Source organism: Variovorax ginsengisoli (genome assembly GCF_030486595.1).
In the GTDB taxonomy this organism is placed as follows: domain Bacteria; phylum Pseudomonadota; class Gammaproteobacteria; order Burkholderiales; family Burkholderiaceae_C; genus Variovorax; species Variovorax ginsengisoli_B.
Genome location: NZ_JAUJZH010000018.1, coordinates 105,648 through 124,410, shown reverse-complemented (window position 1 = coordinate 124,410; position 18,763 = coordinate 105,648). Strand labels below are relative to the sequence as shown.

Annotated in this window: 17 protein-coding genes and 1 pseudogene; 8 read left to right on the top strand and 10 right to left on the bottom strand. The window is 64.5% G+C overall.

What is annotated here, in order from left to right; translation table 11 throughout:
* Window positions 1-35: 35 nt before the first annotated feature.
* A complete protein-coding gene (locus QZH52_RS23430) occupies window positions 36-1,844 on the top strand; it encodes a sensor histidine kinase (RefSeq protein WP_301812946.1) in 1,809 nt (602 codons plus the stop codon).
* A 316-nt stretch (window positions 1,845-2,160) separates the two neighbouring features.
* On the opposite strand, the gene QZH52_RS23425 is transcribed toward QZH52_RS23430, so the two are convergent.
* The 4 genes from QZH52_RS23425 to QZH52_RS23410 form a co-directional block, all read right to left on the bottom strand.
* Window positions 2,161-2,409 (bottom strand): hypothetical protein, encoded by a 249-nt coding sequence (locus QZH52_RS23425; protein ID WP_301812945.1) that lies wholly within the window; start codon window positions 2,407-2,409, stop codon window positions 2,161-2,163.
* Window positions 2,406-4,412, bottom strand: a complete 2,007-nt coding sequence (locus QZH52_RS23420; protein ID WP_301812944.1) for a S8/S53 family peptidase — start codon at window positions 4,410-4,412, stop codon at window positions 2,406-2,408. The genes QZH52_RS23425 and QZH52_RS23420 overlap by 4 nt, the downstream gene beginning before the upstream one ends.
* Window positions 4,409-5,227 carry a phosphatase PAP2 family protein gene (locus tag QZH52_RS23415; protein WP_301812943.1) on the bottom strand — a complete coding sequence of 273 codons (819 nt, stop codon included), beginning with the start codon at window positions 5,225-5,227 and terminating at the stop codon, window positions 4,409-4,411. Before QZH52_RS23415 ends, QZH52_RS23420 begins: the two co-directional genes overlap by 4 nt.
* 315 nt (window positions 5,228-5,542) lie before the next feature.
* Complete coding sequence (locus QZH52_RS23410; protein WP_301812942.1) at window positions 5,543-7,321, bottom strand: adenylate/guanylate cyclase domain-containing protein; 1,779 nt, start codon at window positions 7,319-7,321, stop codon at window positions 5,543-5,545.
* A 462-nt stretch (window positions 7,322-7,783) separates the two neighbouring features.
* Between QZH52_RS23410 and QZH52_RS23405 the strand changes: the two are divergent.
* A pseudogene (locus tag QZH52_RS23405) lies at window positions 7,784-8,013 on the top strand (ion channel); the annotation flags it as partial.
* 111 nt (window positions 8,014-8,124) lie between these two features.
* On the opposite strand, the gene QZH52_RS23400 reads toward QZH52_RS23405, so the two are convergent.
* The 5 genes from QZH52_RS23400 to QZH52_RS23380 form a co-directional block, all read right to left on the bottom strand.
* Entirely contained in the window at window positions 8,125-8,928 is an 804-nt protein-coding gene (locus tag QZH52_RS23400; protein ID WP_301812941.1) for an alpha/beta hydrolase, read from the bottom strand.
* Window positions 8,929-8,958: 30 nt separating this feature from the next.
* Entirely contained in the window at window positions 8,959-11,397 is a 2,439-nt protein-coding gene (locus QZH52_RS23395) for a spermine/spermidine synthase domain-containing protein (protein WP_301812940.1), read from the bottom strand.
* A gap of 13 nt (window positions 11,398-11,410) precedes the next feature.
* Window positions 11,411-12,148: a protein-L-isoaspartate(D-aspartate) O-methyltransferase gene (locus QZH52_RS23390; RefSeq protein ID WP_301812939.1), complete on the bottom strand. Its 738-nt coding sequence runs from the start codon at window positions 12,146-12,148 to the stop codon at window positions 11,411-11,413.
* Window positions 12,149-12,454: 306 nt separating this feature from the next.
* Window positions 12,455-13,117, bottom strand: a complete 663-nt coding sequence (locus tag QZH52_RS23385; protein ID WP_301812938.1) for a MarC family protein — start codon at window positions 13,115-13,117, stop codon at window positions 12,455-12,457.
* 21 nt (window positions 13,118-13,138) lie between these two features.
* Window positions 13,139-13,891, bottom strand: a complete 753-nt coding sequence (locus QZH52_RS23380; protein WP_301812975.1) for an ABC transporter substrate-binding protein — start codon at window positions 13,889-13,891, stop codon at window positions 13,139-13,141.
* A 404-nt stretch (window positions 13,892-14,295) separates the two neighbouring features.
* Between QZH52_RS23380 and QZH52_RS23375 the strand changes: the two genes are divergently transcribed.
* From QZH52_RS23375 to QZH52_RS23350, 6 genes are all read left to right on the top strand, one after another.
* Window positions 14,296-15,150 carry a fasciclin domain-containing protein gene (locus tag QZH52_RS23375; protein WP_366919313.1) on the top strand — a complete coding sequence of 285 codons (855 nt, stop codon included), beginning with the start codon at window positions 14,296-14,298 and terminating at the stop codon, window positions 15,148-15,150.
* A gap of 147 nt (window positions 15,151-15,297) precedes the next feature.
* Window positions 15,298-15,540 (top strand): hypothetical protein, encoded by a 243-nt coding sequence (locus QZH52_RS23370; protein WP_286536868.1) that lies wholly within the window; start codon window positions 15,298-15,300, stop codon window positions 15,538-15,540.
* A 73-nt stretch (window positions 15,541-15,613) separates the two neighbouring features.
* On the top strand, window positions 15,614-15,826 hold the full coding sequence (locus tag QZH52_RS23365) for a RyR domain-containing protein (protein WP_301812936.1): 213 nt from the start codon (window positions 15,614-15,616) through the stop codon (window positions 15,824-15,826).
* 52 nt (window positions 15,827-15,878) lie between these two features.
* On the top strand, window positions 15,879-17,156 hold the full coding sequence (locus QZH52_RS23360) for a toll/interleukin-1 receptor domain-containing protein (RefSeq protein WP_301812935.1): 1,278 nt from the start codon (window positions 15,879-15,881) through the stop codon (window positions 17,154-17,156).
* Between the two features lie 100 nt (window positions 17,157-17,256).
* Window positions 17,257-17,694 carry an Hsp20/alpha crystallin family protein gene (locus QZH52_RS23355; RefSeq protein ID WP_286536865.1) on the top strand — a complete coding sequence of 146 codons (438 nt, stop codon included), beginning with the start codon at window positions 17,257-17,259 and terminating at the stop codon, window positions 17,692-17,694.
* Window positions 17,695-17,707: 13 nt separating this feature from the next.
* Window positions 17,708-18,109 carry an Hsp20/alpha crystallin family protein gene (locus QZH52_RS23350; protein ID WP_301812934.1) on the top strand — a complete coding sequence of 134 codons (402 nt, stop codon included), beginning with the start codon at window positions 17,708-17,710 and terminating at the stop codon, window positions 18,107-18,109.
* A 69-nt stretch (window positions 18,110-18,178) separates the two neighbouring features.
* On the opposite strand, the gene QZH52_RS23345 is transcribed toward QZH52_RS23350, so the two are convergent.
* Entirely contained in the window at window positions 18,179-18,700 is a 522-nt protein-coding gene (locus tag QZH52_RS23345; RefSeq protein ID WP_301812933.1) for a hypothetical protein, read from the bottom strand.
* Between the last annotated feature and the right edge of the window lie 63 nt (window positions 18,701-18,763).

The window sequence follows — 18,763 nt, the reverse complement described above, 5'->3', positions numbered from 1 at the left end:
AGCCGAGTCCATCCGTTCCAACGCTCCCGCCACCTGTGGCGAGCGACCTGCTTGGCTTCGAGCAGCTCCTGGCGGAGCTGTCCGCCTCATTCATCAATCTGTCCGTCCAAGACTTCGATCGCGTCATGGAAGTGTGCTTGGCGCGCATCGTGGAATTCCTCGGCATCTGCCGTTGTTCGCTAGGCCGCGTGCTGACGATCAACGGCAGTGTCGAGATCACACACTCTTACGCCGTCGAAGGTGTCGTGCGGGCACCCAAATTTCTCCCAGCCCAAGTCGTCAATCCGTGGCTGCTGACGAAAGCGAGAGCCAACGAGCCGGTCGTGTTCTCTCGCCTGGACGACTTGCCGGCGGAAGCCAGTCTCGACAAGGAGACCTGGCGCAAGATCGGCATGAAATCCCATGTCATGATGCCGTTCTTCATTGCAGGGCAACTGCAGGGGGCCCTCAACTTCGCCTGCGTCCGCTTCGAACGCAGTTGGCCGGCGGAGCTCCTGCCCCGCCTGCATCTGCTGGCGCAGATGTTCGGCAGCGCCATGGAACGCAAGCGCGCGCAGGAAGAACTCGATCTTGTCCTGGGCTTCGAGCGGCTCGCAAGCAGCATCCTCGGAAGCCTGGCCCTCGCGACGCCACAGCAGGCAGATCACGCGATTTCCACCGGCTTGCGTCAGATCGGCGAGTTCATCGGGGCTGATCAGGTCGCACTCTGGCTGCGCTTCGGCAAGGATGGTCACGAGGACGCGACTCGGAATTGGCAAGCGGATGCAATCGACCTGCCAAAGAGCTGGGCCGAGGTGAGTGCGCTCGCACTTCCGTGGGTTCGTGCTCGCGTGTCAGAAGGCGACACCGTCCGTCTTGCGCGCATTGCCGACCTGCCGCAGGAAGCGGGCGAAGATGCCGAGGCGCTGCGTGCGCTGGGCGTGCGGTCGCTTCTCGTGATGCCGGTCAACGTCTCGGACCGCAATGCAGGCGCCTTCTCCATCGCGTGTTCTCAAAACGGACATGAATGGCCAGACGCGCTGATGCCAGGCATTCGTCTTCTCGCCCAGGTGTTCGGCAGCGTGCAAGCACGTGAAGCCATTGAGCGTCGCAAGCTCGCCGCGGAAGCGGAAGCGGTTCACTGGCGCGAACGCATGGCGCATCTGGTCCGGCTCCACACCGCTGGAGAGATGTCGGTGGCCCTGGCACACGAGCTCACCCAGCCGCTCGGTGCGATCGAAAACTACGCGATGGCGGCTCGCCGCCGGATTGGTGAGGCATCTCCTGATGTGCAGCGTGTTGTTGAACTCCTCGACAAGATGGTCGCACAGACACAGCGCGCAGGCGACGTTGTGACCCGCATGCGGAGCATGACTCAGCGCCACGAGTTGGAGCCCAAGTCGATCGATGTGGCTCGGGCGGTCGAGGAAAGCGCCGAGATGCTGGGAAGGGACTGCGAACTTCGAGGCATCGACATCCGGTTCGCAGCGGTGCGGCCCTTGCCGACTGTCGAGGTCGACGAGGTGCACATTCAGCAGGTCGTCCTGAACGTGCTACGCAATGCCATCGAAGCGATCGACGGGGCGCCTCCCGGGCATGAAAGGCGGATCGCCATCGATGTGCGACCCAGTGAATCCGACGAAGTTCTGGTGGAGATCGCCGACAGCGGCCCTGGCATTGCCAAGGGCGACCTCGAACGCGTCTTTGAGTCGTTCTATTCGACCAAATCCAGCGGCTTGGGCGTGGGCTTGGCGATTTGTCGCAAGCTGATTGAAGCGAATGGCGGCAAGCTCTGGGCATCCCACAATCCCGGTGGTGGCGCCTTGTTCGCCTTCTCGCTGCCCGTGGTGAACGAACCCAAATGACAGGCTACGTTGGTGCAATGCGAATAGACCTGCGGCGCCAGCCGGTCGTGCGGAGGTGCCGCCTCCAGACGACAGCGCGCGTCGCATGTTGATATCATCCGAAGGGCGTGGCGCAACATGGCGCCGAGCAGGTGGCGCTGCAGCAGGATGCCAGCCGCGACGGGCGCCACGAACCGATCCATCGATGGCCCGCCGCGACGTGGTCCGGCCGTCCACACTCGACGAGCTTCCATCCGCGGCGCAGGTCGACATCGACACCGGCTCGCCGCGGAAGTGGAGGCCGCCACCGCAGGAGCGGCAACCACCAGCCAACTGCCTATTCGGGTGTGTCGCCGGGCGGCGTATCCGCGCCCCTCAGAACACGCTCATGGATGAAGGTCGCCTGCGCAGGGAGCTCCCAGGACCCCCCGGGCGCAATCATTTCAGTATCGAACGCGTACGTCGTGGCGGACCGTTTCTTCCCCTTGGTGGCCTCGACCACGAAAGGGGCTGCGTTGTAGATCCTCTTTTCGTGCGGCAACTTGTAGTCGATGGCCAACCAATGCTCGCCGGCTGTGAATTTCATGACATTCCTCCTTTTGTGAGTGCGCTTCGAGTGCGTTCGGAATTACCGTCCTCTGACGAAATTGGCGGTCTCTGCCCGGCCCTTTCCCCGTGCTTGCCAGCAAGAGCAGGTCGATACCCGCCGCCGATGCGGTGACGGTCCGCAAGGGCGGCGGGATTGACCGGCTCTGAAGATGGCGCAGATCCATCTACAGTTTCCTGCTGTTTCTGAGCCGCTCCCCGCGCTGGCACTACTTGCAAAGCCAACTCGCGCGCTCTCTGCGGAGCAGCCATGCTCGTCCCGACAAGTCGAACAGTTGTTCCGGAACGGACGCCGGAGGCCCGAATGCCTCGCACACCCAGCGAATAGTCGGTTTGGTATGCGGCATCCGGTCCATCCTTTGTTCCGCCTCTGGCAGGGCCCGACGACGAGTACGGCGCGGGTCGACGCGTCTGGTCATCTCCGAGATACCCGGCGGCGAGCGTGCACCTCGCACCAGTGGCCGCACCGTTCAAGGTGCCCGCGCGCTGAATGATCGAGCCTGGCGCCTCAGAATCCCTCTCCGAAGCGGCTCGAAAGCGCGAAAGCCCGTAGCAAGCATCATTCAAATGGCTCGATCGAGCACGGCGTCGAGCGCCCATGTCATGGTCAGCTCTCGCGATGTACATATGCAGATCTTCAACACCTTCCAGAGGCTCGACGGTGACCCTCCAAATGCCGTGTCGGCCACAGCAAGACCCCTCTGCTCCGCCGGTTGGGTTGATGGCAACGAGGGCCATGGCGCCGTTCTTCCGCGCCTTGATCAGTGTTATCGACCACCGATCCTCCGGGGCCGCCACAAATCCTCGCCCAGTCACGGTCAGGCCTGTTCCGTCAGGCGCTTCGACAGTCAGTTCGACATCCTCAGGGGCTATGCCTGGCGGCCACCAGATTTCGAGAAATGCCGGCGACTTCCCATCCGGTGGAACCACCCACTCCAAACCCTTGCATCCGTCGCTCAACCTGGCGGACCCGTGCGCCCTTGAACTGAAGGAGTTGCCCGCAGGGAACACGACCTCCAGGCGAGGGTCTTTTTCAACGAGATCGTCGATGGCTTCCTCAAGGAGGGCTGAGCCATCATGCGGGCCGGTTTGCGGCCCCCAGCTGATGTTTGCGACTATTCGTCTGGTGTCCTCATGCGCACATTGAATGACGTAGTGCAGTCCATCAAGAACGTGCCGCGAGAGCCACCGCCCCGATGAATCCTCGATGCCGGCGCTGGGAAACTGGACGGCAACGATTGGCTTCTCGAGCCCCCCAGCCAACAGGTCCATCACGTGAGTTCCGTGTGTTGCCCGCCGCCTCAATCCGGAGACGCCTGCTGCATGGTAGGCGAGGTCTTCGTCTCCTTGGGCAGCATCGAGCGCCGTCGCAAAATCCTGTCGGCACCATTGCCCACCGTAACGAAAATCGGACAGCTTGGTTGGCCCGGATCTTGAAGTGGGCGTCACTCCGTTGGAGTGTTCGTTCTGGTCCCAAAGGAACCAGACGCGCGGACCATCACTTGATAAGAATCGGGAGTTGGCAAAGGCACAACTGTCATCGAGAAGAGCGAGCAGAACCTCAGAACGCGGACGGGCGGGATTGGAATAGCTGGGAGCCTCCCGGCCGGCCGCCAAGGCCCTCTCAAGGTCATCGGCCTCTTCTTTCAGCTGTTCCGCTTCGGTACGGACCACGATCGCCGAGGACAGCTCGATCGCCTCGATTCGAGGCTCGGTCTGCGTCAAGAACGTCACCATGTCGCTTGCAGGGATCGCGAGCGCACAGATGGACTTGGTTTTGTAAACGTCCGAAAAATCGAGCCCCTCTTGAATTTTCTCCGCGTCCTCGATGCAGTTCGCGATGTCCTTCGTTGCCCATTTCAGCAACAGTCCGATCGGTTCCTTCTTCTTGCCCAGGAAGCGAAAGTCAGTCTTCAGCCCCCATTCGAGGTACGCATCGGCCTTGCCGTCGAGAAGAAGTTGTTGAACTTCAGGCGCGCTCATGATTGCGCCTTTGGGTTCGGATCCCCCCACTCTGCTTGGGCGAGCTTGGCGATTGCGCTCAAGAACTCGGAAGTCTTGACCGATTTCACCTCAGCGACTTTGGCGAAGGTCGACCAATCGCGATGCAGGCCGTCTCCGGGAAAATCGAGCGTTGCCGCTTTGTCAGCCACGGACTCCGTTTCGAACTTGCGCTCCAAGCACGTAGTCTGCAGGCCAGACAGGCGGAGGAAGTACTCGCCCAGCGTTCGACCGAGCACGGCGCCAGCGAACGCATCGACGGGGAAGTGCACTCCGGCGACGACACGGTTCACGCTGATACGCTCGGCCTGCCGCGAAAGCTGCAGCCCCACATCCTTCGTTTCGTCGGTGAACCCTGTCAGGTTCTCCAGCGCAACAACCAATGCGTATGCCTGCGCCGCATGGCCCATCGGATAGGTTCCGTGTCCGGGCGTCGTGATGATCGGCTGCACCTGCGGGGAGAAGTCCACCGGACGGTAGCATCCGAAGGCGTGCTTGAACGCCATTTCCACAGGAATGATCAATTGAAGCGCCATGGACAACCATTCCATGGTCCATTTGTGGCGACCCATGTTCAATCCGGTCACCGCTCCAATGAAGGCGTACTGATTGTCGATCTGGGCCAGGATCTCATTCGCCCTCTCGTCGCGCAACTCGGCCCAGCTCTGAACCAAACCGAGTTGTTCGTGAAAGAAGGACTTGTCGGGGCGCCCGAGGGTGACAAGTTTCGCCTCGCCGCTTTTGAGCGTCATGCTGTTGGCCGTTTGACTGAAACTAAGGCCCTTGAGCAATTCCATTTGTGCAACGGACAGTCGAACCCAAGGTTCCCAGCGAACGAGCTGACCGTGGAGATCGAGCGTTTCAGGTGCTGACGGAACCTGGTTCAACGCCCGGTGGTCCTCGGAGTCAAAGATTCCGTCTCGCCCCGACCAAAGCGCGCTGACGACAATAGGGGTTGCAAATCCGTCCGCCAAGGTGGATCCGGAGCCACCTGAGCCTCCCGCCCCCCCCGACCCCCCTGATCCCCCTGATCCCCCAAGTGCAGACCCACCCAAAGCCGAACCACCCAAAGCCGAACCACCGAGTGCAAGCATGTCACTACCTCCAGTTGGTCACCCAGGAATGCCCGCGCTTCGCAGCGCGCGCGCGATTTGTTGTCCGAAGGGGTACCGCGCGGCGACCGATTGCGCCTCGTAGGCAGCAACGGTATAGCCGGGGCGTAGGCGGCGCAGATCGTTGGCGACCAAGAGCGCTTGGGCACCCTGGTCTGCGGCCGTGTATGCGGCGATCAGAACGCGCAACGTTGACAGATGCTGACGATTTCGCTTGCGCGAGCTTTCGCACCACCGGATCGCCTCCGCGTAGTGTCCGGCGCTGAACTCGCAAGATCCCATGAGTGACTCGTAGTAGTAGCGCAACGGGTCGAGGGGCGAGAGGGCCAGGGCCCTGTGCCCTGATGCGAGGGCCATTTCGGAGTCGCCAAGGAACGCATGGATCACTCCGGAGAACAGCCAGGCGAGTCCTTCGCTCGGATTCATCTCCCTTGCCCTGGCCAGTCGCGGCAATGCAGAGTCGATGTCTTGCTTCAGATGGGCATAGACGAAACCCTCCATGGCCAAGGCAAGCGCACTGGTTGGTTCACTCGCCAAGGCGCGGCGCGTGTGCTCCAGCGCGATCGACGCCGCCCGTGGAACATCGTCTATTGCGCCTTGGATCGCTCGCAAGACATACCACTTGGCGAGCCATGCGTGTGCCGCGGCTGCAGATCGGTGCCGCTCCGTGATCGATTCGAGCAGACTTCGGCTGATGTCAAAGTCGTCGCTGCTCGCTCGGTGCATCAAGGCAATGCCACCCAGGAACAACTCATAGCTCTGAAGTGTTGGCAACGGGCAAGTCGACGCTTTGGCGGCGGTGCTCTCAAGCAACCTGCCGTGGATATCACCTGCCAGCTGTTGAATAAGCTCACTCTCAGGAACCAACAGATCACGCCAGTCACCTCGAAGCCGCGTTGCCCAGAGAACGCGATCATTCGATGCATCGGCAAGCTCCGCGGTGACCGCCAGACTTGAAGCCGTGACGACGTAGCTTCCAGACACGACGTAGCGAACATCCAGGTGAGTGGCAATCTCTATCAGGGAGCTCGGGCGTCCTTTGAACGTTCCGCTCGAGAGCCTGGACACAACGTGAAGATCCGGAGAGAGCGAAAGCTGCTCGATAATGCCGTCCGCCAGCAAGTCTCCGATCGCTGCAAACTCTTGCGTGGAAAAGAGACAGGCAAAAGGAACAACAGCGACCGAGGCCCACAGTTGCGCCGGCATGGCGCGAGACGGCATCCGTCCGAATTCACGGGCGGGACCTATCCGAAAGGCCCGAACAGGCTTGTCGATGTGCTTGAGATGACATTCGCCCAGATCCTGGATGTCTGCGTCAAGGACATCATCGAGCAGATCGCGTACTTGAGCGGTAGCGACAGTCTCACCCGCTTCGGCCAGCGTCGCGACGCGGGCCGCCAGGTTGACTCCGGCGCCGTAGACGTCATCGTTGCCCAAGAAAACATGTGCGGCATGCAGCCCCACGCGCAGTGCGAGCGGCTTGCCATCGGCGAGGGGCTCGCAGCAATTTGCCATCCATGCGTGCATTGCTGCTGCCGCACGTGCGGCTTTGCGCGCGACGTCAAACTCGACCATCAGCCCATCGCCGAGACTCTTCACGAGTCGCCCATCGTTCGTGGGCAAAATGAACTCGCTCACGTGCGCGAGGAAGCTCTGCCAGCGCACGATGACACCCAGTTCATCCGCTTGCATCAGGCTGACTGACTCGACCAGATCTGCGACCAGCACCAGCTTCAGCCGGCGCGGCAGGCTGCATTCTGGACCGGTGAGGGAGGGCATGACAATGTGGGGCGGTTGCGCCTTCTCTTCGGGGGAGCGCCGCCGAGCGCGCCGCATAGGGAACGCTTTTGTCACATTTGCCGAAACATGTCTATCGAACATAAGAGGTATCTCTCAAGACGATTTCACGACAGAAGCAGACGTTCAAGCGACGGCGTCGAATGCCTTGGGCGGAGACGGCGTCATCGAACTGGTGGCGACAACGAAAGGATCGTCCCGAGCATTCTTTCAATGATCTTGCGCTGACTCGTTCTCCAACTCATCCCCAACTGGATGGACAACCCAGGCCAGGCACCTCTATGTAGAGCCGGATTCTGGGGCGGCGAGTCCGGCTGAGGATGTTGAAGCGAGATCGGCTTGATCGACGTCCATAGTTCTTCCATGACGACCAGTCCGGCCTCGCGCGCAAGGGAACCGCAACCTTATGGGCGCTCCACGGCGGGATTGCGGCTGAAGGTGTCGTACGTCCATGAGTTCGGTGCGCTCGGCCGCGCGCTGGCCGCGTCCCGGCGAAAGTTTCTGGTCTTCATGGCCTTCGTGATGCTGGTCGTCCCGATCATGGGTTCGCTGATGTACGTGGTCGAAGGCCCGCCCACGGGTACACGAGCATTCCGGTCGGCGTGTACTGGGCGATCACTACGATGACGACCGTCGACTTCGGCGATATCACGCCGAAGACCGATCTCGGCCGGATGGCAGAACGAGTAGATGGCCCAGCCCAACCCCGCCCTGCTGGGCAGGTTGCATTCATCGTCGATGTGCTGCGGTAGATGACACTCGATGAAAGGATTGGCCAGCTTCCATCAGCGCGAAGCAGGCTCGCCGAGCAGGAAGCCCAATGCGCTGCGCCACCAGCCATCGTCGACGTAGCGGATCCAGTCGTTGTGGTCGGCGGCGCGGACCACCTCGAGCCGCTTGGGTCCGGGCAGCGTGTCGTACAACGCCGTGCCGAAACGGGCCGGAATGATGCGGTCTCGCTCTGCGACGGCCACCAGCACGGGGCGTCCGATCTGCGCGAGGTGAACGACGCTGTCGTAGCGGTCGCGCAGCAGCCAGCCGACCGGCAGCCACGGATAGTGGTGAGCCGCGACCTGTTCGAGCCTGTCCCAGGGCGTGATGAGCATCAGGGCCGCGACCTGTTCGCGTTGACTCGCGGCCGCCGCGGCGGCCACGCCAGCACCCAGGGATTCGCCGATGAGAAGCAGGGGCGAGCCGTGCAGCCGATGCGCCAGCGCGATGGTCTGCGCAGCGTCATCCACCAGGCTGCGCTCGCCCAGCGCGCCGTCGCGCGGACCGTAGGCCGGGTACTCGGCCAGGATGACGCGCAACCCGAGGCGGGTGAGCGTCGCGGCGTAGTAGCTGCGATGCCCGGCGTGTCCGGCATTGCCGTGGAAGACGATCGCCGTCCCGCGCGCTGGGCCTGGCGGCTCGGCCACCAGGCCACGGAATTCGCCCTCCGCCGGCCAGGCGACGAGGCCGGCGGACGCCATCTCGGCGGCCGGCGCGCGGGCGGGGTGGTAGAGCAGGCGGTCCTGGAACATGGCGGGTGCTGCCAGCGCCATCGCGCAGGCAGTGACGAGCCAAAGCATGATCGCGGCAGGTTTCATCCTCTTGGGTCAAGGCGCTTCGACGATCGATCATCCTTCGGCGAAGGCCGATGCGCTGTCAAGCCCGCCGGGAAGCGCCGCGGCCGCCACGCCATACAGCAGCAGCGCCGCGACGACCACGGCGGTGAAGCCGATGTGGATCGCGAGCAGCGTGGCCAGCACCGCGGCCGTGACCGAGGCGCAGCCGTTGATGCCCCAGGCCCAGGGAACGAGCCGGGCTTCGGCCGCTTCCACCCGGGCCAGGCCCAGCGGGAAAGGCATGCCCATGAAGAAGGCCAGCGGGGCGATGAGGGTCACCGCGATCAGGATCCGCGCCGCATCCGGCAAGCCCATCGCGTGCTCGAAGAGCCAAGGCAGCACGAGCAGGCAGAGCGCCGCCGACACCGCGATGCCGCCCGCCACCGCCACCACCGGGCATCCCTTGAGCCGACCCGACACGCCGCTGCCGATACCGGCGAAGAGCAGGAACGCGAACAGCACGCCGGCGATCGCGTACAGCGGATGGCTCAGGAACAGCACGAACTTCTGGATGAACGCGATCTCGATGAACATGAAGCCGAACCCGATCGCGAGGAAGTAGACCAGCACGCGCCCGCGTGACACGCCGGGCGTTGTGCTCACTGCGCGCAGCGCGCCGGAACGCGCGACCCATGCCAGCGGCAGCCCGATCAGCAGCAGGCTCGCGACCAGCGCCTGGACCAGCGTGGCGACGAGCACCGGGTAGCCCCATTCGAGCAGCGGCAGGCCGCCCTGCTCCTTCAAGGCCAGCAGTTCGGGCAGCGAGCGCCACTTGAAGAAGTGGAAGAAGTGCGGCTTGTCGTCGGTGGCCGGCTCGATGTGGAACTTGTAGCGCGCCATGAATTCGCCGCGCCCCGGACCGAGCAGCGCCTGCGCCCCGTCGAACAGGTCCGGCCCCTCGACCACGTTGAAACGATTCGCTTCGCCCTGCCGCATGCCGGGGTAGAAGGCCAGGTCGAAGGAGCGGGTGACACAGAAGGCCTTGATGGCCGCGATGTCATCCGGGGTCAGCGCGCCGTTCTTGACCAGCAGCGTGGTGGTCTTCCAGCTTCGTATCAATGCCAGCCGGGAAGCGGGGTCGCCGACACCCGATCGCTCCAGGGCCACCACCGCGGCGGCGAAAAGCTTGAGTGCATCGCGCGCAGGCAGCGTGACCCAGCGCGTGACCGCGAGCAGGCCTCCGGGCTGCAGGTGGCGCAGGTCGTCCTGCAAGGCCTCGACCGTGTAGAGATAGTTTTCGGCCAGTGCGTAGAGACCGGCCGACGACGCGCTGAAGGAATCGAGCAGAGCGACCTGGATCAGGTCGTAGCGCTGCCGGCTGGCCGCGATGAAGCCGCGCGCCTCGGCCACGTGGACATGCGCCATCGGCCCATAGACGCCCCCCGCCGCGGCCGCGAACGGGCCCCGCACCAGCTCGACGATCTGCGGGTTCAGCTCCACTGCATCGATGCGGCGCGCGCCGTGATAGTGCGCCTGCAGCACGTCCTGCCCGGCGCCGGCGCCCAGCACCAGCACGTGCGGCGCGCGAAGCAGGTGATAGGGCAACGCCGAGCTGATCTGGTCCAGATGGGCCAGGGTGCCGCGCCGGCCGTCGAAACGGGTCAATGCATTGAGCCCCTCGCCATCGGTGAACACGCCCCATTGCGGCGGCGGCTCGGTCGATGCGGTGAGGCTCAGGCCCGGTGCATGACGCAGCGGGATGCGCGGGCTCTCGACCACGCTGACGAGGCCCAGGGGGCTCGATCGCTGCGCCACCACCCGCGCGCCCGGAATTCGCAGGGTCTGCGACAGCTCCTTGTAGGGCGACATCGCGGGCGCCATCCATTCCGAGGGCAGCACCAAGGGCACGCCCGCCAGCGCCAGCAGCGCCAGCGCCGGCCAGCGCCGGCGACCGCCGCATTCGATCCAGCCGACTGCCGCCGCGACGCAGCCGAGCGCGCCGATCAGTTGCAGCGCGTCGGCCGGCGACAGCACGAACAGCAGCGCCACGATGCCCAGGCTCCCCGCGCCGGCGCCGAGGATGTCGACGCTGTAGATGCGCGACACCTGGCCGCGAAAGCGCGACAGGGTCATGCAGACGCAGGCGCCGGCGCACAGGAAGGGCAGCAGGAGCAGCAGGTAGACCGCCAGCAGCCAACCCGGCTGGCGCGGGTCCCAGAACAACTCCAGCGGATTGAACGGTACCCGCTGCGCCAGCATGAAGCAGGCGATCGCCCCGAGCCCGAAGCCCGAGGCGGCGGCACAGAAGAGCGGCGCGAAATGCTTCCGCACGGCGGCTTGCGCGAGGGTCAGCAGCGCGCCGCTGGCCCCCCAGCCGAGCAGCGCGAGGCTGATGATCATGTAGGCGAAGTGGTGCCACAGGATGACCGAGAACAGCCGCATCAGCAGGATCTCGTAGGCCAGCGCCGCCGCCGACACCAGGGCCACGGCGATCAGCGGCGCGGGGGCCATCGACGCTCCGGGCTCAGCGCCCGCCGGTGAGCGGAACGAAGGCCACCGGCAGGATCTGGCGCGTCGATACCGTTCCGTCCGGCTTCTTCTCGATCAGCATCAGTTGCTGCACCATGAACGCCGCGCCCACCGGGATCACCATCCGGCCCCCGGGCTTGAGCTGGCGAATCAGCGGCGGCGGGATGTGGCTGGCCGCGGCGGTCACGAGGATGGCGTCGAAGGGCGCATGTTCCTCCCAGCCGTGGTAGCCGTCGCCCAGCCGCACCTGGACATTGCCGTAGCCCAGTTGCCCCAGGCGCCGCTTGGCCTGCTGCCCGAGCGGCTCGACGATCTCGATGCTGTAGACCTCGCGGGCCAGCTGCGCCATCACCGCCGCCTGGTAGCCCGAGCCGGTTCCCACCTCGAGCACCTTGTGGCCGGGTTGGGCCTTGGCCAGGTCCGTCATGAGGGCCACGATGTAGGGCTGCGAGATGGTCTGCCCATGGCCGATCGGCACCGGCCGGTTCGCATACGCGACGTCGATCTGCTCCGCGGGCACAAACTCGTGCCGTGGCACCGTGTCCATCGCGGTCATCACGCGGGCGTCGAAGGCCGGCCGGCCGGTCTCGGCGCCGGTCTGGCGCGCCAGCGCCTCGATCTCCTGCGTCATGCGCCGGCGCTCGACGGCGAAATCCGCGGCGCCCGCGACCTGGGCTCCTGCCGCCGCCAGGAGAAGCGCCGCAGCCATGGCACGGACCTTCGGCGTGATCATCGCGCTTGTCCGGTTCGGGGCGCCGGGCCGCACTGCCGGCCGAGGCGCCCGAGGCTCAGTTCACCGCGAAGTGCAGCGGATCGCCGTCGCGTGGTGGCCAGGTCATGCGTCTGGACATATTTCCTCCGAACAGAGTTGAAGTCCGCGTGTCGGCCCGGGCGCCAAGGTCCGGGCTGCAGAAATTATGGGAGCTTGGGATTCCGACGCCATAGGGGCAGACCATCCCCGGACGGCGCCGGTGACCGCGATCACAGCCCCCTAGCTGACGCTACTGTCCAGTCCATCGACATGCCATGCCAGCGGGGCTCACTGGAACAGCGCCTTCACGCCCGACGAGGCGATCTGAAGGCCGACACAGAAAATGAAAAAAGCGATCAGGCGATTGAAGATCACTTCGCCCCGAGCGCCGAGGTAGCGCTGGATGCGCTGCGTGTTCAGGTAGAAGACATAGACCAGCGCGCACATGAGGACGACCGCGGCCTCGATCGCACCCATGTTCAGCAATTGCCGCCCGAGATCGGCGTTCGCGCCATGCGCACTCAAGGTGAGCAGCACCGAGATGGTTCCCGCGCCCGTGGTGAGCGGAAAAGTCAGCGGAAAGAACAACTGGTCCTCGATGTCCCGCTGCTGGGCGGACGCCACGTCGCCGCCGCTTGCATCGCGCCGCGCAACCCCCGCGCCCAGCAGCTCCCATCCGGAACGGCAGATGATGATTCCGCCCGCCAGTTGCACCACCGGGATGGACAGCCCGAAGAGGCTGAGGATCCAGTGCCCGACCAGGAGTGTGATCGTGCACACGCAGAACGCGTAGAGCGTGATGAGGCGCACCGCGCGTCGCTTGCCCGCGTCGTCGAGGCTGGACAGATAGGGCATGACCACGAAGGCGGTGCCGACCGGATTGACCACCGGGAAAAGCGCAACGGCGCTGATGAAAACCAGATGGACGAGGAATTGGAGGTCGGCAGCCATGGGAGGTGTCGAACTCCCGAGTCAGCGCGAGGCCACTTCACCGGTGACCGGCGCCACCGATGCGCCTTCGATGTGATGCCGGCGCAGCGCATCGGCCACGAAGCCCGAGGTCTTCATCTCTTCCACGAAGAGACTGAGTTCCCGAGCCGCCGCTGCGCCTCGGCTCTTGGGCGTTCCCATCGCCTGCCGGATCACCATGAAGCGGCCCGGCAACAGCCGCAAGCCCTTCTGCGCGCGGCTGTCCGCTTCCAGTTGCTGCTTGACGCCGGCCGCCACATCCAGGTTCTGTTCCAGGAATGTCTGCACGACGGTGGGCGAAGTCGGCGCCCGCACGATGCTGGCGTTCTTGAGTTCGCGCGTCAGGAAAAGGTCAAAGGCACTGCCCTTGCCCACCGTCACCCGCAGTCCTTCGCGATCGACTTCCTCGTTCTGCCGCAATGGCGAACCCTCGCGAACGAGATAGCTGCCTTCGATCAGCACATAGGCCTCGGTGAACGCGATCTGGGCGCCGCGCACGGGATCGATGGCGAAGAAGCCGATGTCGGCCTGCTCATTGGCAACGGCTTCGACCGACTTGCCGGCAGCGTCGAATATCACCAGTTCGAGCCCGACCCCCAATCGCTCGGCAAAAGCGCGGGCCAGATCGATCGAGACGCCGCCCGGCGCTCCGGTCGCCTTGTCCGCGTTCGCGAGGATCGGATTTCCCAGGTTGATCGAGGCGCGCAGAACGCCCTTCGGAGTGAATGCCTGGACGATGGCGGAATCGATGGTCATGAGGGCGGGCCTAGGTCTTGAGGATGTTGCTGATTCTCTCGAAATTGCGCAGCGTGCTGGAGAGGTGCTGGTGGATGGCGGACATCGCATCGGCATGGAACAGATCAAGGACCTGCGAGAGACATGGATCGATCGGTTCGCATGGGTGGGATTCTCCAGCTTTCCGTGGCCGCTCACGGCGCTGCCAACTGTTACACGCCCTGCCGCGCCGCAGTGTGATCCACGTCGGCATCCCCTCCCGTAACAGCACGGCGTCAGTGGTCACCGCGTCCGTTCGATCAACCCCAGAAGGAGCCCATGCCATGAAGTCTGTGCTGCCACGCCGTCACTTGGTCCTCTCGGTCGCTGCGCTAGGCGCGACCGCCTTGCTTCCAGCTTGCGGTGGAGGGGGTGGCGGGGGATTCGTGCCACTCGTTCCGAACGTGGTTCAGTCGGCGCAGGGCAAGCCGGAGCTCAGCGTCTTCGTCGAGGCGGTCAATGCCGCAGACCTGAATGCCACGCTCCAGGGGTCTGGGCCCTACACGGTCTTCGCGCCAACCAACGATGCCTTCAGCGCGCTCTTGAGGGAGCTCGGCCTGACCAAGGACGCCCTGCTTGCCAACAAGCCTCTGCTCACCACAGTGCTGAAGTACCACGTGCTGTCCGGCACGGTGCGCAAGTCGGACATCCCCCTCGGCAAAGCCATCGTGCCTCTGGCCGGTGGCTTCTTCAAGATCGAGGCCGAGGGTTCCGCCTTGAAGGTCACCGACGGCCGCAATCGTGTGACCAACGTGATCAGCACCGATGGCGCGGCACTGAACGGTGTCATGCACACGGTCGATCGGGTGCTGCTGCCGGCCAACCAGGACATCGTGCAGACGGCCCAGGCGACGCCCAGCCTCAGCATACTGGTCGAGGCCGTGGTGGCCGCGGGCCTCGTCGAGACGCTCAAGGGTCCGGGGCCCTACACGGTCTTCGCGCCGACCAACAACGCCTTCGTCGCACTGCTGGCCGAACTTGGCCTGACGAAGGATGCGCTGCTTGCGGATACCGCGCTGCTGGCCAAGGTGCTCACCTACCACGTGCTGCCGGCTCGCGTGCTGAAGGCCGAGATTCCACTCAACACGCCCGTCGCCACCGTTCAGGGGCAGACGATCGTTGTCAACGGCAGCCTCCAGGTCATCGATCAGCGCGGCCGCAGCAGTGGGATCGCGGCCACCGACATCTTCAACACCAATGGCGTCGTGCACGTCATCGACAAAGTGCTGCTGCCGAGCTGATCGGCGCCTGCACCTCGGCGCGTGGGCGTCGGCCGCGCTGCCCGCGTATTCCGTCCCGCCTATCTCTTCCGTGGTCTTCTCACATTTTGCGACACACGTACAGTGCGTTACATGTAATGAGAACCTAATTCGTACATGGAGGTGCATATGGAAGCGCTTGGCGACGATGCTGCCCAACTCAGGGCGACGGCGATGAAGGCGGATGCTGCGGCGAGAAGGGCGAAGCAGGCAGCCGATGAAGCCTTGAGGGTGTTCCTGAAATACGACGATGTCGCGTCCCCGGACCAGACCATCGAAACGGCGAAAGCCAGCGCCCGCGCAGCCCAGGAAGCATGGCGAAACTACGTGCGGCACGTGGCGCTGCACGGCGGGCATCTTCACAACTGCTAGCCGTTCAGTCCGCGTCGGTGCGCTGCCGGTTGCCTCCAAGTCCGGCAAACTTGCACTTGAAGCGGGCCACGGAATGAAACTGCCGGACATCGAGCTTGTCGCCGCGGAAGTCCATTCCGCCTGGATGGAAACCAAGCGTTCCCAGGGCGTGACGTCCCGCAAGGACGAGCGCGGCGATGAGCTCATGGTTCCCTACGGCGAGCTTTCGGAACTGGCCAAGGAGCTCGACCGCAGCACCGTGCGCGCGGTCTACGCAGCGATCGAGCGGCTCGGGCTGGATGGCTGAATCCGCCATTTGGACCTAGCATGCCTTCTTGCAGACCAGCCAGGGGCCGCTCATGTCGCTTCCACTGAACAAGCGCGATTTCGATGTCTTCCTGAGCTACGCCCACAAGGACCAGGTCTTTGTCCGGCAGTTGTACCGATGGCTGACCGAGCATGCGGGGCTCAAGGTCTGGCACGACGAGGTCCAGCTGCCTGGTGGTTCCTTGCTGGCGACGGACCTGGGACTCGCCATCGGGCGTTGCCGCGGGATCCTGCTGGTCGCCTCCGAGGAGTCGCTCAACAAAGGCTGGGTCACCGCCGAATACAACTGTGCCATGGACGAGCGCGCGAACGTCGAGGGATTCCGCGTCGTCGCGCTTCGCCTCGCGAACGCCGATGTGAAGAACTTCATGCGGGGCATCACCTGGATCGATGCCACCGGGCCGGACCTCGATGCGCCGATGGCGCTCGCCCTGATATCCGCACTCTATCCCTCCGCCAAGCTGCCGAGTCCGGCCGGCGCCCGGGACGTCTATGTCAGCTGTTCCTGGCAGGCTGCCGACAAGTCCAGCGCCGCGGCGGTGTGCTCGGAACTGGTGGCGCAGGGCCTGCGGCTGGTCGGTGACGCCAAGGACCAGCAGGGCTTCGGCGACGGCGACCGGGTCGAGCGGATCATCGCGAGTTGCGGCGCCTTCGTGGGCATCGTCCCGTACCGGCAGGACCCGGGCGAGGTCCGCCGGGACTCGGGCCCCTACAAGTACTTCCTGCGCGAGATGGACATCGCGGCTTCGCTGGGCCTGCCTTCGGTCGTCGTAGCGGATCCGAGGGTGTCGCGCGGCGACGGGCCGGACAGCCACTGGCTGCGGATGAATACCGATGCGACCGCCTGCCCGGAGGCCGTCACCGCCGCGCTCGCCGGGCTCTGGGACGATTGGGTGACCCCACCGGCGCCGCAGTACATCTTCTGGGCGCTGGACCTCGATTCGCCTGCGGCGGCGGCGGGCGGCGCGATGCGACGCCTGGTCGAGCAGGTCGGCGGCATGCCCGTCGTCATCGGCAACGAGATCCAGAGCGAGTCGCTGCACGCGGCGATCATGGCGAAGATCTGCAACGCATTCCTGGTCATGGCCGACATCACGGACGACAACGTCAACAGTTGCATCGAGGCCGGGATGGCGCTGGCGGCGGGCACCAACGTGCGGCTCATCTCCCGCGGCAAGGCTAGGAACCCGCCTTTCATGCTGCGCGCGGCAGGCCAGTTGCTCGGCTACGCGGACACCGCCGAACAGGTCGGGGTACTGCACCGGCTGGTGCGTCCATTCCGCCGCCGGATCCTCAACGCGGAGATCTGAGCGCCCCTCTTGAAGTTGGTCGAGGAGCACCTAGTTTCGGTACCGGAAGCGCTGGAGACGCCTCCGGCGCGCCGTTCAACCCTGAATGGAGGTTTTCGCCATGTACCGATCCCTGTTCCCTCGCGACATGTTCGCGGAGATGGATCGCCTGCACCGCGAGATGCAGCAGGCCTTCGATCCCTCTCCCACGATCCGCGGCTTCGGCCGCAGCGGCTTTCCCGCCCTCAACGTCGGCAGCACGGCCAAGACGGTCGAGATCTACGCCCTGGCCCCTGGGGTGGATCCCGCAACGCTCGAGATTCATCTCGACCGCGGCATCCTCACCATCGCCGGCGAGCGCAAGAGCGCCGAGCCGTCTCCCGGGGCCAAGGAGACGCTGCACATCAACGAACGCTTCGACGGTGCCTTTCGCCGTGTGCTGAGCCTGCCCGACGACGCTGACCCCGATTCCGTGCAAGCCAAGGCGCGGGATGGCGTCGTGCATGTCACTGTCCAGCGCCGGGCCTCGGCCCTGCCGCGGCGCATCGCCGTCCAGTGAAAGGAGAAGGACCATGAACGACATCCAGAAGACCAGTGAATCTTCCAACGTTCCGGCCCGGTCGGACGAACGGCGCTTCACCGACGCGACCCTGACGCCGCCCGTGGACGTGATCGAAGACAGCTCTGGAATCACGCTCTATGCCGACCTGCCCGGCGTGCCGCGCGACAAGCTGCACCTGAACGTCGAATCCGACCTGCTGACGATCGAAGGCGAGATCGACCTGTCCGTCCCCGAGGGGCTGCAATCGAGCCATACCGAGGTCGGCCTGGGCCGGTTCCACCGGACCTTCACGCTCAGCAAGGAACTCGACACGGAGAAGATCTCGGCGGAACTCGCGCAGGGGGTGCTCAAGTTGCGCATTCCCAAGGCCGAGCACGCACAGCCGAGGCGGATCAACGTGCAGGTGAACTGAGCGCCGCGAGGGCGAGCGCGGTCTGCGATGCAGATCCGCTCGCCCGCATGGCTGGGCAGTGGGTCCGCGCTACTGATCGATGAAGGGTGAAGCGCGCTCCGCTCGCCGGATGTCCCAGTCGTCGATGAAGGCGCGCGATCTCTGGGCGAGCGCCACGATGGCACTCGCCCGATCGGCGTACTTCCCGGCGAGGGAAATCCGACATCGGTGCCCGTCCTTCCATTGAAGATCGGCGTGCCCCGAGGACACGCCTTCCGAAGTGGACCCGTCCAACTCAACCACCACAAACCAACCGTCGTATTCGAACCGATGAACTGCAGCGTCGGACGACATCGCCATGACCTCCAACAAAGAGCCCTGCCCTCTCCCCTTCGGCTGAAAAATATAGCGTCTCGACTCGCCGTTGTCAGCCCTCTTTCGATGGTTCGAAGGGTTGAAGGTCGCGGACGGCATGGGGCCCGTCGGCCGTTGGTCGACAGTCAATGAAACGACAGCGGCAATTGAATTCGGACCGCTGTCCGGCAGCGATTGCCGGGCGCTGGAAAAAACTGCAGCACAGATTGCCGCAAAGCCCCCGTGGCCCGGGTCCATCGCAATTCAGTGCTGGAAATCCGCGCTCTTGTTCGGTTAGTATTTTCTCAAATGACAGTGGAG

Coding starts and splice junctions, on each gene's coding strand:
- QZH52_RS23415 (WP_301812943.1), bottom strand. CDS start 5,227: ATGGAATTGCTCAAGGGCCTTAGTTTCAGTCAAACGGCCAACAGCATG.
- QZH52_RS23410 (WP_301812942.1), bottom strand. CDS start 7,321: ATGCCCTCCCTCACCGGTCCAGAATGCAGCCTGCCGCGCCGGCTGAAG.
- QZH52_RS23385 (WP_301812938.1), bottom strand. CDS start 13,117: ATGGCTGCCGACCTCCAATTCCTCGTCCATCTGGTTTTCATCAGCGCC.
- QZH52_RS23400 (WP_301812941.1), bottom strand. CDS start 8,928: ATGAAACCTGCCGCGATCATGCTTTGGCTCGTCACTGCCTGCGCGATG.
- QZH52_RS23380 (WP_301812975.1), bottom strand. CDS start 13,891: ATGACCATCGATTCCGCCATCGTCCAGGCATTCACTCCGAAGGGCGTT.
- QZH52_RS23395 (WP_301812940.1), bottom strand. CDS start 11,397: ATGGCCCCCGCGCCGCTGATCGCCGTGGCCCTGGTGTCGGCGGCGGCG.
- QZH52_RS23390 (WP_301812939.1), bottom strand. CDS start 12,148: ATGATCACGCCGAAGGTCCGTGCCATGGCTGCGGCGCTTCTCCTGGCG.
- QZH52_RS23350 (WP_301812934.1), top strand. CDS start 17,708: ATGAACGACATCCAGAAGACCAGTGAATCTTCCAACGTTCCGGCCCGG.
- QZH52_RS23425 (WP_301812945.1), bottom strand. CDS start 2,409: ATGAAATTCACAGCCGGCGAGCATTGGTTGGCCATCGACTACAAGTTG.
- QZH52_RS23355 (WP_286536865.1), top strand. CDS start 17,257: ATGTACCGATCCCTGTTCCCTCGCGACATGTTCGCGGAGATGGATCGC.
- QZH52_RS23420 (WP_301812944.1), bottom strand. CDS start 4,412: ATGAGCGCGCCTGAAGTTCAACAACTTCTTCTCGACGGCAAGGCCGAT.
- QZH52_RS23365 (WP_301812936.1), top strand. CDS start 15,614: ATGAAACTGCCGGACATCGAGCTTGTCGCCGCGGAAGTCCATTCCGCC.
- QZH52_RS23360 (WP_301812935.1), top strand. CDS start 15,879: ATGTCGCTTCCACTGAACAAGCGCGATTTCGATGTCTTCCTGAGCTAC.
- QZH52_RS23345 (WP_301812933.1), bottom strand. CDS start 18,700: ATGGACCCGGGCCACGGGGGCTTTGCGGCAATCTGTGCTGCAGTTTTT.
- QZH52_RS23370 (WP_286536868.1), top strand. CDS start 15,298: ATGGAAGCGCTTGGCGACGATGCTGCCCAACTCAGGGCGACGGCGATG.